Raw genomic sequence first — 14,867 nt, forward strand, 5'->3', positions numbered from 1 at the left:
AAACTGTTTATTTTAACAATAAAAATTAGAATAACAATTGAATAAAAATAATGAATATTTTCACCTTTTGTAATACAATAAATTCCTGCGAGGGGGAATAGTATGAATTTATTAAAAACGACAGTAGAGCATTTTAAACCATATTGGAGAAAGCTTTTGCTTGCCCTGTTTTTTTCTTTAGCAGGCGGGGCATTTACGATTTTGCCGCCTATATTGGCAGGGAAATTAGTGGACGAAGTAATAGGGGCAAGAGAGACGACCTTTTTACTTTGGATTGTCACTGGTGTTCTTGTTGCGTTCTTGGGCAAGTCACTGTTTGAAACCTTGCAGGAATATGTACAAGTGAAAATCGGCTTAGATGTGATAACCGACATGCAGATTCGAGCTTTCAAAAAGTTGCACCGGACACCAATGTCTTTTTTTACAACCACACCAAGAGGTGATATGTTATACCGTCTAACTCATGATGTGGAGTCCATTCAAAACTTAAATAATACGGTGGTGCCACGTATTCTACAGCAGGTTATTGGTGCGATTGCCGCATTTTCTGCGGTATTTGTTTTGTATTGGCCAGCAGCTATCGTGATGTTTGTTGTTTTTGCCATTTATATTTTTCCTTCGTTTAAATTAGGAAAAGTTATGAGAAAAATGAGTGCCACGCAGAGAGATATGAGTGCAGATATGTATCAACATTTACAGGAAAGTATTGAAAGTATTCGATTAGTCAGGACCTTTCAGACACAAAAGGCTGAGGTAGAAACACAGCAAAAGAAATTGTCTGATTGGAAAAACTTCTCTATTCGTGCAGCTTTGATTGGAAAAGTTAACTGGCGCTTAGGAAATTTATTCAATATTGCAACTCCTGGTGTTGTGATGTTAATTGGTGGATTTTCGATTTGGGAAGGAAATATAACCATTGGAACCCTCGTTGCCTGCCTTAGTTTTATTCCAATCATGTTTTTACCTGTTCGCTCATTAGCTGAAAACGCTTTAACCATTCAACAGGCGATACCCGCTTTACAGAGAATCTATGAATATTTCGATTTACTCGAAGAGCATGAGGAGAATCTTCCATCCTTTGGAAATGTAGAAGGAAGAATCGACTTAGAAAATATCTGGTTTACTTATCCTAACAGTGATAAAAAAATCCTAAAAGGCGTTTCGCTCTCCATGGAACAAGGGAATCACATTGGGATTGTTGGTACAAGCGGCGGCGGAAAGAGTACACTCATTCAAATTCTACTGGGATTATATGAACCTGATGAAGGGTCAGTTCTTATAGATGGAAAGAACCTTTTCGCTTACAATCGAAACAGCTTTAGGCAGCAGGTAGGAGTTGTTTCTCAGGAAACCTTTCTACTAAACAGCACGCTTCGCAATAATCTTCTATATGGAAAAAAGGAAGCAACCCAGGAAGAATTGGAAAAAGCTGTAGAAGCTGCTGGATTGAAGGAATTAATAGAATCCTTGGAAGATAAGTATGAGACCGTGGTCGGCGAACGAGGTTTGAAGCTCTCTGGCGGCCAGCGACAACGTGTAGCACTAGCAAGGGCTATTTTACGGCAACCACCTGTTTTAATTTTTGATGAAGCGACTTCATCCTTAGATGGGGAAACAGAGGAAAAGGTTCAAGAGTCACTTGAACAACTAATTCCAGGAAGAACCACCATTACCATTGCCCATCGATTAATTACGGTTAGGAACGCGGATAAAATCCTCCTCATAGACCAGGGAATGGTGGCGGAACAAGGGACGCATGAAGAACTGCTTGCATTAAGAGGGCTGTATTACGAATTATATAAAGCTCAATATAGCGAGTTAGAAAAGGAGATGATTGGATGAATGCAAACACCGTCTCCCAACCAAAACAGAATCGTGATGGCCGCAGAGTTCTAGCTTTCTTAAGGCCCTATAAAAAGTGGGTCATTGCCGACTCAGTCGTTATTGCGATTAGCCAAGTTTTTTCAGCATTAATACCAACGTTAGCACTTAGCTGGTTAATTGATACGATTATTCCGAATGAAAACCATTCCTGGATTTGGGGGTTAATGTGGTTATTAATCTTTTCCGCCATCTTTGATTTAGTCATGATGGTCATTGATGAATATTTTTGTCATCAGACAGCTAAGACGGTAACCAATTGGCAAAAGCTGCGTCTGTTTAGTCATTTACAGGTGCTTCCTTATTCTTTTTACCATAACAATTCATCTGGGGAACTACTGGCAAGAGTTTCGGATGACCCAGATACTCTCCATAATTTCCTTGCCTGGGAAGGTTCAACTTTTATGGCAAGCGTCCAGGGGGTTCTCATTTATAGTCTGGTGCTGCTTTGGATACATCCTTATTTAATGATTACCAGTGTGGTTCTAGGTATTATCTTTTATTGGACCTCCAATTATGTGGGAGCGAGGACTAGAGCTGCCTCAGCAGACGCGAGACAGGAGGCTTCCCGATATCTTGAAAGATTGAGAGAATCGGTTACGGGAATCCATTTATCGCGGGTTATGGGTGTTTCTGAAAATGAGGTTGAAAGTGTCATTGCTATCAGGAACTCTTTTGTAAAGCATTCCATTAAGGAACTAAAAGCACGAATGCAATCGGTAGTGGTTATTGCCAGCTATAATGGGTTTGCCTTAGGAGTTGTCTACTTAATTAGTACTTTATTAATTTGGAACGACAATTTAACAAGTGGACAAATGCTTACCGCAGGCGGATTAGTCACAATTGCGGCCAATGAAATGCAAAAACTGCTGCGTAACTGGCTATCGGTGAGAAGAACTGGACCAGCGCTAGATCGTTCGGACATTCTCCTTTCGCACAAGCCTGCGGAAGCTGAAATAAAGGAAGGCATTCGTGGTGAAAGGGCAAGCGGCAGAATTAGACTGAAAGAGGTAACGTTCTCCTATCCAGAAAAAGAAGAAAATGTATTGTCAGGTGTTACGTTTGATATTCAAGCGGGTGAAAAGGTGGCCTTGGTTGGACCGAGTGGTTCAGGAAAATCTACTATCGTTGATTTGCTTTTTAGGTTATATGAAACGAAAAAAGGTCAGATTGAAGTAGATGGCAGAAACATTACCGAATGGGATACAGCATGGCTGCGGTCACAAATAGCGATTGTAACGCAGGATGTTCAATTACGAAGCGGTTCACTGGCGGATAATCTAAGAATTGGAAAGGCAGATGCTACTGACGAGGAATTACTAAAGGCCTTGCAGGATAGCGGACTGGAGGAACTGGTCGAAAGCCTGCCAGAGGGCTTGAATACAAAGGTTGGGGAACGAGGAAGCCTTCTTTCTGGAGGACAGAAGCAGCGATTATCGCTGGCTAGAGCAATCATTAAAGACGCACCAATCCTAATTCTTGATGAAGCAAGTTCAGCGCTCGACCCGATTACCGAAACAAAAATCAATGAGTCAGTTTTGAAAACAGGCAAGAACCAAACCATTTTAATTATCTCTCACCGTCTTTCTACAGTTCTCTCAGCAGATAAGATTATTGTTCTCGAAAATGGAGCCATTGTCGAAAAAGGTGGACACGCGGAATTGCTGGAAAATAACAACGGTGTCTATGCACGACTGTTTGGAAGAGAGGCAGAAATCGGGGAAGAAACCATGAATAGCCCTGCTTAATAAACCATTATATAAAAAGGCAACCTCCGAAAAATCAAGGGAGTTGCCTTTTTTGTTAGTTGAGATTAAATATTTTTTCAATCTTGAGAGATACTATTTTTGACATTATCAAGGAGGTGCCAAATATGCCAAACGCGAAAGATTACGTAAATCAAAGTATGTCTTCCGTACAAAATACAGTTAACACTCTTCAGCAAGCCCTAAGCAATGCAGAAAAACCAGAAAACAAAAATAAAATTCAACAAGCTATTAATTCGCTTAACTCCGTGCAAGACCAACTATCTGAATATCAAGATTAATAAGAACAATACCTGACATTCGAAGGTCAGGTATTCTTTTTGCACTAATATTTAGGCTTCATCCATAATTTTGATAAATCTACATACCCAAAATGCTTAATCTCGACGTTCATCAAATTAATGGAAAATGGTATTTGCCGCTTAGAATAATAGAGTGGAATGCAAAGGGAATTTTCAATTAAATACTTTTCTATTTTCAAATGCTGACCAATCCATTGTTCAAAGGGTAATTCATCATAGGCTTGAATACATTTCTGTAGATAAGAATCACTTTGTGTTAATTTTCGAAGTGGGGATAGGTTATTTTTAATAAAATTAAAATAAGAAAAACTTTGATTTAACTCAAAAATTTCTCCATGAATAAATATATCTGCCTCTGCTTTTAGATGATCATGATACAGGGCATCATGAAACGATACTTCGTCTATCTCTGTATGTATTCCACCATGTTCGAGGATGGATTTTAACCAAAAGGTTACATCCTTTGCATATCCTGTGTACTTCATTCTTAATGGCTTTGAAAGTGAGGGCTTTGCATTTTTTGGCATCGAATAAGGCTTTGAATAACCAATTAAACATCCAGAGTTGTTTTCTGAAATACGTGAATCTATAGTAGAAATTAGTGAGCGATTTTCGTCTATCAGCATATGGATGTAATCACGTACTTCTTTTCTAGCGATATCCGATTGGCGATATGGATTCATCACCACAATACCGAAGCCAGAATCACTTTCAACTTCGAACGTGCCTACCTCTCTTGATTCATGTGCACCATAATAAACATTTCCAAACTCTCTCGAAACCTGAATGAATTCAACACTATCTAATAGTGGACGCTCCCGAAAATAGTGTTTAAAAGCATGAAGTACAGTTTTCTCTTCAGAATTTTCCCCCATATAGAAACTACCGGTTCCGATGACCTGGCCGTTGGATTCTTTATAAATACTAGCAGTCATCATACTTAGGAGCGGTAAAATATATGGACAACCATTTGGAAACTCAAGCTCAACAACGAGTGAAGCTGGAGAGGTTATTTTTGTAACTGGTTTCCAAAGTTCAGCATATATGATATCTTTTTGCATTCGAATAAAAGATTGGACGACATCCTCTGCTCTTAGAATGGAACCATCATGAAAGGCTACATCTTTTCTTAAGTACAATGTCAACTTCGTTTTCGTTAATTCCCAGCTATGGGCTAGCTCAGGCGTTATTGAATTATCTTCCTCCAATACTGCTACTCGGTTATATATGTTTGCTACTAGATTTGCGCTATGTACATCTGCAGCCTTTATTGGATGATACGTTAGGAAACGGTAAAATCGAGGAATAATAAGTCGGTCCTTCCCCTCTTGATGAAACCCAAACTTGGATTGAAATTTAGTCATCAATCGCTGTTTTGTTTCAGTCGACCAGTTCAACAATAACAATTTACTTACTTGTTCAATCGAATAGCTTTCCAATTTGGATATGAACTGTTTTTCATAAGCAGATTCTACATCCTTCTTCCATTGCAATTTCGAATCGTTTCCTCTTCCTCGGCCAGCCTGAAACGTTAGCCAGCCTTCTTCTTGCCACTGACTCAGTTTGCGACGGGTTTGCTTTGCGCTTAGATTTAGAATCTCAGCCAGATCTTGTACTTTGACTTCCCCCGTAGAGGATGAATTCCATATTGTTAATAAATAATGGTCCATGTTTTCATTCCTTTAAAAGTAGACATTTTTTTGAAAATTGGTCATTTTTAAACTGTTACGTCTAGTTTACTATAAGAATTATGAAAGGTGTTGATAAATATGGCTTGGAAAGACTATCCCCAAAACATTAAAGTAAGACTTATAACGTCGTTTTTTAACCGAGCGATTGCCAGCTCTGTAATGCCGTTTATGGCTCTCTTCTTTGCTCAGCATAAGGGTGCGGTGTGGGCAGGTATTTTCTTAGCAATCACGGTCATAATAGGCTTTTTTATAAACTTTATCGGCGGCTATATTTCTGACCGCTTCCCTCGGAAAAAAATAATCATCTTATCATCAACGTCCAGTGCGCTAATGTTTGCACTAATGACGGTAAGCTTGTTGCCTGACGAAAAATGGATTGTATTATTTGCGATCAGTTATATCATTTTCACAATCACCAGCAGTCTCGGCCGTCCTGCCGTACACGCGATCATCATTGACTCGACAACACCCGAAAATCGAAAGAGTGTATATGCCCTCGATTATTGGCTGGTTAATTTAGCAATGGCTATTGGAGCTGCATTAGGAGGACTTTTATATGTAAATCATCAATTAGAACTTTTTATCACATTGACGATTGTGTCCACTAGCTTACCGATTGCCTATGGCATCTGGTTACAAGATACACGTGTGAAGCTGCTTGAGAAAAAACATGAAAACATTTTTGTAGATCTCTTCCAGAACTACAAAGTTGCATTTCAGGATAAACCATTTGTCATGGCTGTTGCTGGGTCGATGTTTATCTTTGCAGCAGAATTTTCTTTAAATAGTTACATAGGTGTTCGATTAGCGGAAGAATTTAAGTCTGTGTTTGTAGGAGATTTTGAGGTTGCTGGCGTAAGGATGCTTAGTTTTCTAAATATCGAAAATATGCTGATGGTCGTGGCCCTAACCTTCTTTGTTACGAAAATGACGGATAAATTTTCTCCTCGGAAGATGCTGCTGCTTGGACTGCTGCTTTATAGTGCAGGTTATACCATTGTCACATCGGCAAATATCTGGTATGTCTTGATTTTATTTAATGCACTTGCGACAATTGGCGAGCTTATTTATTCACCGATTGCTAATGCTGAAAAGGCAAATATGATGCCGGAGGATAAACGCGGTTCCTATTCTGCTTTTTCTAATTTAGGCTTTAGCGGTGCAGATTTAATCGCTCGTGGTGCCATCGTATTGGGCGCATTTTTAGTACCGGCGATGATGTCTGTTTTCCTTGGAATGATATTAATGGCCGGGACATTCCTGCTCTATAGTGGACTTTTTGTGGTAAATAAAATCAGAGTTCAAAAAAATATGTCAACGTAATATAGGGGGATTTAGGGTGCGAACAATCGAGATAAGAAGACCTAGAATGGAAGACATAGAGGAACTGAATCGATTTTTTAGGATTGTCATTACCGATACCTTTCGAAGAGAAGGACTAGCGGGGTTAATCGATGATATCGAAGCTGAGATTGATAGTAAGAAAAAATATTTGCAATTGGATTTGGATAGCAAGGGTAAGAAAAGGTATTTTTTAATAGCATTAGTTCAAAACAAAATTATTGGAACAATAGAATATGGACCAACAAGTGAATTGATAAAAGACTGTACCAATGGAAACCTGAGGAACCTGGTTGAAGTAGGAACGTTATTTGTACTCCCTGACTATCAAAGACAGGGAATAGGGAATAGGCTGCTAGCTGAAATGCTTCAAACCATTAAGAATCGGGGAATCGTAAATTGCTGTCTCGACAGCGGCTACAAAAATGCTCAAGCCATCTGGAAAAAGAAATTTGGAGAACCTGATTATTTACTTAAGGATTATTGGGGGCAAGGGCAAGATCACATGATTTGGAAGATATCAACAAGTGGAGTCTATTCTTAAAGGAATAGGCTCCTATTATTATTATTTTTCTAACTATTGTATTACACAATATTATAGTGTTATAATGTGGTAGTATGATAATATGGTAACGTACTAAAGTAAAATCATAATCTATAAAAGGGGTATATACAAATGAAACGATTTGCAACCATGATTCTTATATTAACCGCAGTACTTGTCATTTTTACTGGGTGTTCAAAGTCAGCAAGCCAAGAGGAAGATAAACTTGTCGTCGGAATTGATGATAAATTTGCGCCAATGGGGTTCCGTGATGAGGATAATAATATTGTCGGTTTTGATATTGATTACGCTAAAGCAGCAGCAGAGAAAATGGGAACAGAAGTTACATTCCAGCCAATCGACTGGAAAACAAAAGAAGCAGAACTTAGCAGTGGACGAATTGACCTTATTTGGAACGGGTACACTATTACCGATGAACGGAAAGAAAAGGTTTTATTTACAAAACCATATTTAAAAAATGCACAGGTAATTGTTACTCTTTCTGATTCAAAGGTTTCTAAACTAGCTGATTTAGAAGAAAAAGTAGTTGGGCTGCAATCACTTTCTTCCGCTTCAGACGCCCTAAATGCTTCACCAATCAAAGAGAAGGTTAAAACCATAACGGAGTTTGCTGATAATGTACAAGCATTAACAGACTTAAAGAGCGGTCGTTTGGATGCCGTGGTAATTGATGAAGTTGTCATCAATTACTACATGTCTAAAGAGGAAGAAACATTTAAGGTGCTTGAAGAGTCGCTAGCTCCTGAAGAATATGGTATTGGTGTAAAAAAAGGCAACGATGAATTACTAGAAAAGCTCCAAAAGGCATTAGATGAAATGAATGAAGACGGAACAGCTGCAGAAATCTCAAAAAGTTGGTTTGGTGAAGATAAGTTACTAAAGTAAGAATGAATATAAGGCAAAACAGGATTCCTAGTTGGAACCCTGTTTTGTTTTTGGAGGAGTTACAATGTCATTTGAATATTTCACATCGATTCTTGTGCCTATGCTTGAAGGGGCACAGATGACGATTCTTTTGTTTTTCATTGCTATTATTATTTCTATTCCGATAGGTTTCTTACTTACATTGGCTGTTAAAAGCAGCATAAAGCCTGTGTCATTCCTTGCCCAAGGATATATTTACGTTATGAGAGGTACACCGCTATTACTACAATTGTTATTGATCTGCTTCGGCCTGCCGATGCTGCCAGTGGTAGGAGAATATTTAGTATTAGATAGATTCGTTGCCGCTTGTCTAGGGTTTGTATTAAATTACGCAGCTTACTTTGCAGAAATATTCCGCGGCGGCCTGTTGGCGATTGATAAAGGACAATATGAGGCATCAAAGGTTCTTGGTTTAAGCAAATGGCAGACAACAACAAGGATCATTTTACCGCAAATGTTTCGGGTCACACTTCCAGCGATTGCAAATGAATCCGTAACACTCGTTAAGGATACCGCGCTTCTCTATGCAGTTGCCGTTCCTGAGTTGCTTCACTATGCTCAGACAGCTGTGAACCGTGACTTTACTATTGTCCCATTTTTCGTAGCTGGATTGATCTATCTCATAATGACGCTATTTTTAACATTCGTATTTAAAGGGATTGAACGAAGATACAAATTTGAATAAGAAGGATTGGTAAATGTGGCTATCATTGAAGTATCCAACCTGAAAAAGTCATTTGGGAAGGTGGATGTACTAAAGCAAATAACCTTTGACGTGAACAAAAATGATGTTGTAGCGATTATCGGTCCTTCTGGATCGGGGAAAAGCACGCTGCTTCGGAGTTTAGTTCACTTGGAGGAAATAAATGCAGGAAGCATTAAGATTTCTGGTGACACTTTTGTTAAGGATGGAGTCTACGCAAAACCGCAGGATATCAAAAAGATTACCGCGAAAATGGGTATGGTCTTCCAGCATTTTAATCTATTCCCACACCTGACGGTTAAGGGGAATTTAGAACTGCCTCCAAAATTGGTGAAGAACGAGCCAGTTGCATCCATTCAGCAAAGAAGCACGGAGCTGTTAAGGAAAACTGGTCTGACAGAAAGAGCGGATGCCTATCCAGCAAGTCTTTCAGGCGGTCAAAAACAAAGGGTGGCGATTGCGAGAGCACTGATGATGAATCCTGAAATCCTATTATTTGACGAACCTACTTCAGCTTTAGATCCTGAATTGACGGGAGAGGTTCTTGAGGTCATGAAGGCATTAGCACAGGAGCAGATGACGATGATTGTTGTGACACATGAAATGGGCTTTGCCAGGGAAGTGGCAAACCGGGTAATTTTCATGGACAATGGCGAAATTATTGAAACTGGGCACCCTTCTGAATTGTTTACAAATCCTCAGAACGAACGGACAAAAGCCTTCTTAAGCAGAAGCTTGAAATAAGGAAAAAGGATACAGCCATGAAAAGGCTGTATCCTTCTTTGTGTGTAAAATTAACTTCCATATTCTCCGGTATCGTGGCTTATCTGCCAGTGGATCCCGAATTTATCCGTTACTTGTCCATAAAGTTTAGCCCAGAAGGTTTCTTGGAGCTCCATCGTAACCTTTCCACCTTCTTTTAGTTGATCATACCAAGTCTGGATATCATCTAAATTTTTGCTGACTAAAGCCATTGTTATATTATTGCCTTCAATAAATGGTGAACCAGGGAAGTTATCAGAAAACATGACAGTGCTTCCATCAATGTTAAGTCGTGTATGCATAACCCAATCTTTTACTTCCTCTGGCATTTGATAATCAGGATGTTGCGGTTGTTCTCCAAAGGTCATGATATTTGGTGTTTCAGTCTTAAAAACCTTCGCATAAAATTCTACTGCTTCACGGGTGTTACCATTAAAAACAAGGTAAGCATTTACTGGCATTCTACTTCACTCCTCTTATTGGGCTATGTACAAAATCTATTCTATCCGTTTAATTCTAGCTTAGACGACTTTCTCCTTCTTTTTATTAATAAAATAAATTCCTTTAGGAAATGGTTATCAAGTGTCGAAGATCCAGCTGCCATCAAGGGTGGCTTTTCTTAATTTGTCTCAAAATTATATCAGACTTTCACGCTATTACAGTGAAAAAATTTTTTTAAGTTATTCTATAGGACTTAAGTTGGTTGACAATGGTAATCATTATCAATTACGATAAAACTCGAGCTAGGTGTTGATAACGATTATCATTATCAACTGCATGAATGGTATTTAACAACAAATTGTCTGGTAAAGGATGAGTTGAAATGAACACGATACATACAAAAAGTACGAGAATTAAACAAAATGAGGTATTGGATGAAGAAGAATCAAAAACTTTAGCTTACATTAACGAAGATCCTGAATTGGAAGAATTGTACTTAATGAATGTTCAGGAAGGTAGAAGAGGTATCTCACAACGGTTATTACAGGCACTCATACGAGAAAAACTAATCGAAGAAGAGAGAGTTTCATGGCTGGAAGGCGCTAGAACAAGTATCTGTATTAAGCTCCCCAGTGGAAAAACGCTGCAGGCTGTCGTCAAAAAGAGGCATTCACTTGGAAGATTTGATCTAGAAGGGGATGTAATGGAGTATCGTCGAGAGCATTCTAGAGTCATTATACATCCAGCCGAACTTCTAGTGTTGGTAAGGCAAGAAGGATTGTTAAAAGATGCAGAGGAAAAGCAGTTTCACCGATTTAAAATGGAGATTCAAAACGGAGTGGCTAATCTAACCTTAGCATTGGCAGGTGCTGCTCGAAGAAAACGAGAGTTAGTTACGATAGCTAAATTAGAACGTATACAGACTTCCTTAGAATGGGTGCTAAAACAGAGTAAGGACAACAAGAACTTTAGTCCACTCGCTTTTTTTGAACAATGGGTCGTTGAAGGTCATCCCCTGCATCCTGGAGCAAAGACGAAGTTTGGTCTTGGGGTAGCAGATGTCATTCGGTACTCACCAGAATGGGGTGCCACACCAGATGTAGCTTTTATAGCAGTTGACAAAGAATATTGCCAAACCACATCCATCGATGAACACACCGTGACAACACGTCTAAACCAAGAGTATGAAGGCTTACAATCATTTGTTGGAAAAACATTACACAAGCAAGGATTAGACCCTAACCAGTTCGAATTGATTCCTGTTCATCCTTGGCAGTTTGATCATACTTTATACACCATGTACAAAGAAGAGATCGAACAAAAGAGAATTGTTCCTATTTCAGATTTTCGTATTCCAACACAGTCATTGGTCTCTTTTCGCTCGTTAGCCCCCATCCAAAACCGAGGGCAGAGAAAGCATCATATAAAAACAGCGGTAAATTTACAAACCACCAGTGCTATACGTACCGTTTCACCCAATTCTGTGGAAAATGGGCCCATTCTTTCAAAAATAGTAGCCAGCATTCAAGAAAAAGAGAAGAATTTTGGCGGAAGCTTTGTTGTACTTCAAGAACGAGCAGGTATCTATTTTCGACCAATAAATCCAGCATTGTCGGAAGAGGATCGATGGACACTACAAGCAAATTTGGCGTCCATCCTGCGGGAGAATCCTGAGAACCATGTTAAAAACGAAGAGGAAATTCCCATGGTTGCTGCGGCGCTTCTAGCGGATTCACCGATTAGCGGCAAGCTTATTGCTGTTGAACTAATAGAGGAACTTGCTGGCCATCATGGTTTGTCTGATCTAGCAGAGGCGGCAGCTTTATTTATCCTAAGATATGCTCAAGCATCGATACCAGGCTTTTTAACTTTGATGGTGCGTTATGGAATTAGTTTAGAGGGTCATATGCAGAATAGTGTTTCTGTTTTTCGAAATGGGGAGTTAGTACGTATTCTTATAAGGGACTTCGGTGGAGTTCGAATTTTACCAGAAAGATTAAAGAAACAAGGATTTCAAGCAGAGTTTTATCCGGGTTCTTCAACAGTGACGGAAAAGGTAGACCAACTGCGGAATATTATTTCGTATTCCGTCATGCAGAACCATTTTGCCGAATTGATTACATGCATCGTCCGTGCCCTGGGAATCAATGAGGAGAACCTTTGGAAACCGGTGCATGCAGTATGTAAAGCTATTTTTGAAGATCTGAAGAAAGACCCTTACATTGGAGAACAGGCTAAAGCAGATGAGCAGGCTTTTTTCCACCCTATGATTTCTTTAAAGGCCCTAACAACTATGAGACTAAGAGGAGACATTACTGCCTATTCGTTTATGAAAGTTCCCAATCCTATGATGGAATCGAAAGGAGAGATTCAGTGATGAGCGCAAGTTCAACTCAACTTCTGGAGTACGATGTTTTGCGTACGGCATTTATGAATTTCAGACAAGGAAAAATGCTGCAGGATGAATTGAAAATTCTTAATTTTCTCCAAAACAATTATCCTGATATGGTCCCTGCATATGAATTATCTCTCACAAGAGGGCGTCTAGGGATTTTGCGCCGGTTAGCAGGAGCCATGTTGCGTGAAGATATCATGGGACTTCATTCAAGTTCGCATGATCTGTACATTATTGATTCCATTTATGCACTAAATGTTCCAGCCATAGATGAGTATTGGCAGATGATGATTCAAACACTCCATACATATGGCTTAGAAAGTGGTGAAATCTACAAACTATATCCTCTTTGTGAGAGAGAATGTCTTGTTATTCCTGTAAGTCGAACCTATGCATTTAATCGGGTAGAAGTAGATGGTATTATTTTGCATATCTCTAAAGATGGAGTGAGAACAATAGAACACGCAGTTGAGCTGCTTCACTTGATGCGCCGAAAGGAAGAGTTTGAACAAAGCGCTTGGGTAAAACTGGCTTTAGAATTAGTAAACGGAAGTGCTAATTTAGCACTTTCATATGCCTATTGGGAACAGATGAAAAAAGAACTTCAACAAAAATCAGATGAACATGGAATCACAACTACAATCGATTGGGTACTGTCACAAAAACTGCAAGATCATAAATTTGATTCAAGTTTGTTTTTTGAACAATTATCCGTTGAAGGACATAATCTTCATCCAGGAACCAAAACAAAAATAGGCATGGAACCAGAAGATGTGTTTCGTTACGCTCCAGAATATAATGGTGTAGCTGATATTCAGTTTGTCGGAATACGGAAGGATTATGCGGAGTGGGGCGTTATAGAGGAAAATGAAGAGGATGCGAATGCTCTTCTCTTTAAAGAGTATCCAGAATTACCAAAGGTAGTTGAACAAGAATATTCAGAACAAGGTCTTTGTGTTAACGATTATGTGTTGGTCCCTGTGCATCCATGGCAGCTGGAAAAGGTGATACCCAAAATTTACCACCAAGAAATCAAGAAACAGATCGTTGTACCTATAAGAGGTATGAGGGTACCATGCGGTTCAACATCCTCTTTTAGAACGGTAGTACCTCTTGCGAATGGGGAGGAGCCTAAACATGCGATTAAAGTAGCCGTCAACAGCCAAATGACTTCTACTGTGCGTACCATATCCGCAAATACTACAAACAACGCGACGGTCTTTACTCGACTCATTCGTTCGATTATGAAACAGGAGGAACAAGACCTGATTGAGAAGTTTGTCCCTGTTTGTGAATGCGCAGGATTTAATTTCAAATTCAAAGAAGCAGAAAACCCCACAGGTATTCATTTGCAAAAAAACAGAAATCTTTCTGCTGTTTTACGTTTGAATGTAGACACATTTGTAGCATTGGACGAAATAGCCGTCGTTGGCAGCTCCCTTTTTTCTGAATCACCTATCACGGAAAAGCCGATTCTCGTCGAATTAATTGAAAGATTTGCTGAAGAAACGAATGAAATGTCAATTCGTACAGCAGCGTTCCAGTTCGTCTCAGAGTATGTTTCTGTTGCACTTCCAGGCTTCCTTACTCTCATGACAAAGTACGGAATTGGTTTAGAGGGTCACTTGCAAAACAGTGTTATGGTATTTAAAGATGGTCGCCCAGTTCGAATGCTATTCCGTGATTGGGGAGGAGCAAGAATTTATCGAAGCAGGATCGAACAACATCAAGGTCAAGTGTCATTTTATCCTGGTTCCGTTACGCTAACGGATAGTTTAAAGGAAATGCATAACAAGGTGTTCTACACCGTATTACAGAATCACTGTGGTGAGTTAATACTACAAGTATGCAAGTATTTTGGGTTAGGGGAAAGAGAGTTGTGGAAAGAGATTCATAGTATTTGTGAACAAGTTTTTGATCAACTTGAGTCCTTACCCGAATACGCAGAAAGTGTCCGTATAGATAGGGAAGCATTGTATCAAGCAGAAGTAGATCACAAGGCACTTGTGAGAATGCGCTTAGAACCTGAAGGGAAAGAATATTTCTACGCAATCGTTCCTAATCCTCTACACGAGTTTAGGAGGAAGGAAGAGTAA

At 39.3% G+C, this 14,867-nt stretch carries 12 protein-coding genes; 10 read left to right on the forward strand and 2 right to left on the reverse strand.

What is annotated here, in order from left to right:
- The first annotated feature begins 102 nt into the window (after nt 1-102).
- The 3 genes from MLOOGBEN_RS27065 to MLOOGBEN_RS27075 all read left to right on the forward strand — a co-directional run bounded on the left by MLOOGBEN_RS27065 (nt 103) and on the right by MLOOGBEN_RS27075 (nt 3,928).
- Nucleotides 103-1,842 (forward strand): ABC transporter ATP-binding protein, encoded by a 1,740-nt coding sequence (locus MLOOGBEN_RS27065; RefSeq protein WP_179161358.1) that lies wholly within the window; start codon nt 103-105, stop codon nt 1,840-1,842.
- Entirely contained in the window at nt 1,839-3,629 is a 1,791-nt protein-coding gene (locus tag MLOOGBEN_RS27070; RefSeq protein WP_179161359.1) for an ABC transporter ATP-binding protein, read from the forward strand. The genes MLOOGBEN_RS27065 and MLOOGBEN_RS27070 overlap by 4 nt, the downstream gene beginning before the upstream one ends.
- Nucleotides 3,630-3,754: 125 nt before the next feature.
- Nucleotides 3,755-3,928: a hypothetical protein gene (locus MLOOGBEN_RS27075; protein ID WP_179161360.1), complete on the forward strand. Its 174-nt coding sequence runs from the start codon at nt 3,755-3,757 to the stop codon at nt 3,926-3,928.
- 44 nt (nt 3,929-3,972) lie between these two features.
- On the opposite strand, the gene MLOOGBEN_RS27080 is transcribed toward MLOOGBEN_RS27075, so the two are convergent.
- Nucleotides 3,973-5,619 carry an ABC transporter substrate-binding protein gene (locus tag MLOOGBEN_RS27080; protein WP_179161361.1) on the reverse strand — a complete coding sequence of 549 codons (1,647 nt, stop codon included), beginning with the start codon at nt 5,617-5,619 and terminating at the stop codon, nt 3,973-3,975.
- Nucleotides 5,620-5,718: 99 nt separating this feature from the next.
- Here MLOOGBEN_RS27080 and MLOOGBEN_RS27085 point away from each other — a divergent pair, with 99 nt between their 5' ends.
- The 5 genes from MLOOGBEN_RS27085 to MLOOGBEN_RS27105 all read left to right on the forward strand — a co-directional run bounded on the left by MLOOGBEN_RS27085 (nt 5,719) and on the right by MLOOGBEN_RS27105 (nt 9,917).
- A complete protein-coding gene (locus MLOOGBEN_RS27085) occupies nt 5,719-6,963 on the forward strand; it encodes an MDR family MFS transporter (RefSeq protein WP_179161362.1) in 1,245 nt (414 codons plus the stop codon).
- Nucleotides 6,964-7,009: 46 nt separating this feature from the next.
- Nucleotides 7,010-7,525 carry a GNAT family N-acetyltransferase gene (locus tag MLOOGBEN_RS27090; RefSeq protein ID WP_218781351.1) on the forward strand — a complete coding sequence of 172 codons (516 nt, stop codon included), beginning with the start codon at nt 7,010-7,012 and terminating at the stop codon, nt 7,523-7,525.
- A gap of 132 nt (nt 7,526-7,657) precedes the next feature.
- Nucleotides 7,658-8,431, forward strand: coding sequence for an amino acid ABC transporter substrate-binding protein (locus tag MLOOGBEN_RS27095; RefSeq protein WP_179161364.1), 774 nt, complete (start codon nt 7,658-7,660; stop codon nt 8,429-8,431).
- A 64-nt stretch (nt 8,432-8,495) separates the two neighbouring features.
- Complete coding sequence (locus MLOOGBEN_RS27100) at nt 8,496-9,155, forward strand: amino acid ABC transporter permease (protein ID WP_179161365.1); 660 nt, start codon at nt 8,496-8,498, stop codon at nt 9,153-9,155.
- A gap of 15 nt (nt 9,156-9,170) precedes the next feature.
- Complete coding sequence (locus tag MLOOGBEN_RS27105) at nt 9,171-9,917, forward strand: amino acid ABC transporter ATP-binding protein (protein ID WP_368737830.1); 747 nt, start codon at nt 9,171-9,173, stop codon at nt 9,915-9,917.
- 50 nt (nt 9,918-9,967) lie between these two features.
- On the opposite strand, the gene MLOOGBEN_RS27110 is transcribed toward MLOOGBEN_RS27105, so the two are convergent.
- Nucleotides 9,968-10,396, reverse strand: coding sequence for a VOC family protein (locus tag MLOOGBEN_RS27110; protein ID WP_179161366.1), 429 nt, complete (start codon nt 10,394-10,396; stop codon nt 9,968-9,970).
- Between the two features lie 362 nt (nt 10,397-10,758).
- Here MLOOGBEN_RS27110 and MLOOGBEN_RS27115 point away from each other — a divergent pair, with 362 nt between their 5' ends.
- Entirely contained in the window at nt 10,759-12,753 is a 1,995-nt protein-coding gene (locus MLOOGBEN_RS27115; RefSeq protein ID WP_179161367.1) for an IucA/IucC family protein, read from the forward strand.
- A complete protein-coding gene (locus MLOOGBEN_RS27120; protein WP_179161368.1) occupies nt 12,753-14,867 on the forward strand; it encodes an IucA/IucC family protein in 2,115 nt (704 codons plus the stop codon). The genes MLOOGBEN_RS27115 and MLOOGBEN_RS27120 overlap by 1 nt, the downstream gene beginning before the upstream one ends.

Origin of the sequence: Bacillus sp. EB106-08-02-XG196 (assembly GCF_013396335.1) — a bacterium.
GTDB lineage: Bacteria > Bacillota > Bacilli > Bacillales > Cytobacillaceae > Neobacillus.